The organism is Martelella sp. (assembly GCF_984369615.1).
Window position 1 is genome coordinate 1 of sequence record NZ_CFHTCS010000530.1, and the last position, 2,166, is coordinate 2,166.

The 2,166-nt window shown below is 63.2% G+C and carries 2 protein-coding genes; both read left to right on the forward strand.

All coding sequences use genetic code 11. The annotated features are described in order from the left end of the window. Positions 1 to 862, forward strand: an 862-nt coding sequence (locus AC5DC2_RS23290; protein ID WP_491700204.1) for an Hsp70 family protein, incomplete at its 5' end; no start/stop codon positions are given. A gap of 91 nt (positions 863 to 953) precedes the next feature. Further along, on the forward strand, positions 954 to 2,096 hold the full coding sequence (gene dnaJ / locus AC5DC2_RS23295) for a molecular chaperone DnaJ (RefSeq protein WP_024706754.1): 1,143 nt from the start codon (positions 954 to 956) through the stop codon (positions 2,094 to 2,096). The last annotated feature ends 70 nt before the right edge of the window (positions 2,097 to 2,166 follow it).

The following is a 2,166-nucleotide window of genomic DNA, read 5'->3' on the forward strand; positions in this document are numbered from 1 at the left end:
CCCGCACAAGGGCGTCAACCCGGATGAAGTCGTGGCCCTTGGCGCTGCCATCCAGGGCGGCGTGCTGCAGGGCGACGTCAAGGATGTTCTGCTGCTCGACGTGACGCCGCTGTCGCTCGGCATCGAAACGCTCGGCGGCGTGTTCACCCGTCTGATCGACCGCAACACCACGATCCCGACGAAGAAGAGCCAGACCTTCTCGACGGCCGAGGACAATCAGTCCGCCGTGACCATCCGGGTCTTCCAGGGCGAGCGTGAAATGGCGGCCGACAACAAGATGCTCGGCCAGTTCGACCTCGTCGGCATTCCGCCGGCCCCGCGCGGCGTGCCGCAGATCGAGGTCACCTTCGACATCGATGCCAACGGCATCGTCAACGTCTCGGCCAAGGATAAGGGCACTGGCAAGGAGCACCAGATCCGCATCCAGGCGTCCGGCGGTCTTTCCGACAGCGACATCGAGCAGATGGTCAAGGATGCCGAAAGCCACGCCGAGGAAGACAAGAAGCGTCGCGCCGCGGTCGAAGCGAAGAACCAGGCCGAAAGCCTGATCCACTCGACCGAGAAGTCGCTCGAGGAGCATGGCGAGAAGGTGTCCGAGGAAGACCGCAACGCCATCAAGACGGCGATCGAGGAACTGAAGACGGCGGTCGGCGCCGAGGAGCCGGATGGCGATGACATCCAGGCCAAGACGCAGACGCTGATGGAAGTGTCGATGAAGCTCGGCCAGGCCGTTTACGAGGCCCAGCAGGCGGATGAGAACGCGGCTGCCTCCGCGGACGCCGCCAAGGACGCCGAAAGCGACGTTGTTGATGCCGACTTCGAAGATGTCAGCGATGACGACGACAAGAAGAAATCGGCTTGATCTGAGCGTCGCTCCCGATCATTCCTGAAACCAAACATCCGGCCGTCGCTTCGGCGGCCGGAAAACTCTGTTCAAGAGGTTGGCAGACTCCATGGCAAAAGCGGACTATTACGAGACACTCGGCGTCAGCCGTTCGGTTGACGAAAAGGAGCTCAAGAGCGCCTTCCGCAAACTTGCGATGAAGTACCATCCGGACCGCAACCCGGATAACAGCGAAGCCGAGAAGAAGTTCAAGGAAATCAACGAGGCCTATGAAACGCTGAAGGACCCGCAGAAGCGTGCGGCCTATGACCGTTTCGGCCATGCCGCCTTCGAGAATGGCGGACCGGGCGCCGGCGGCTTCGGCGCAGCCGGCGGTTTCGGCGGCGCAGGCGGCTTCTCCGATATCTTCGAGGATATTTTTGGCGAAATGATGGGCGGCGCCCGCGGACGTCGCTCTTCCGGCGGACGCGAGCGCGGGGCGGACCTGCGCTACAATATGGAGATCACGCTCGAGGAGAGCTTCGAGGGCAAGACGGCGCAGATCAGGGTTCCGACCTCCGTGGTCTGCGACGAATGCACGGGGTCCGGCGCCAAGCCCGGCTCCACGCCGACCACCTGTTCCACCTGTCACGGCTCCGGCCGGGTCCGGGCGGCACAAGGGTTCTTCTCCGTGGAACGCACCTGTCCGACCTGTCACGGCCGCGGCGAGACGATTTCCGATCCCTGCCCGAAATGCCGCGGCGAAGGCCGCACGGTCGAGGAGCGCTCGCTTTCGGTCAATATTCCCGCCGGCATCGAGGACGGCACCCGCATCCGCCTTCAGGGCGAGGGCGAGGCCGGGCTTCGCGGCGGTCCTTCCGGCGACCTCTACATCTTCCTCTCGGTCAAGCCGCACCCCTTCTTCCAGCGCGACGGCGCGGACCTGCATTGCGTCGTGCCGATCTCCATGACCCAGGCGGCGCTTGGCGGCAAGTTCGAGGTGACCACGCTGGATGGCACCAAGTCGCGCGTTTCGGTTCCCGAGGGCACACAGACCGGCAAGCAGTTTCGCCTGAAGGGCAAGGGCATGCCGGTGCTCCGCTCCTCGCACAAGGGCGACCTCTACATTCAGGTCCGCGTTGAAACCCCACAGAAGCTCACCCGCCGCCAGCGCGAACTGCTGCAGGAATTCGACGAACTCTCCTCCAACGAGAACAACCCGGAATCCAACGGCTTCTTCGCTCGGATGAAGGAGTTTTTCGGGACGGAGTGAGTTTCTTCGTGCAGCTTAGAGCGCCGTGCATCCATTCGGATGCACAAAGGACGCTCTAACCTATTGAATC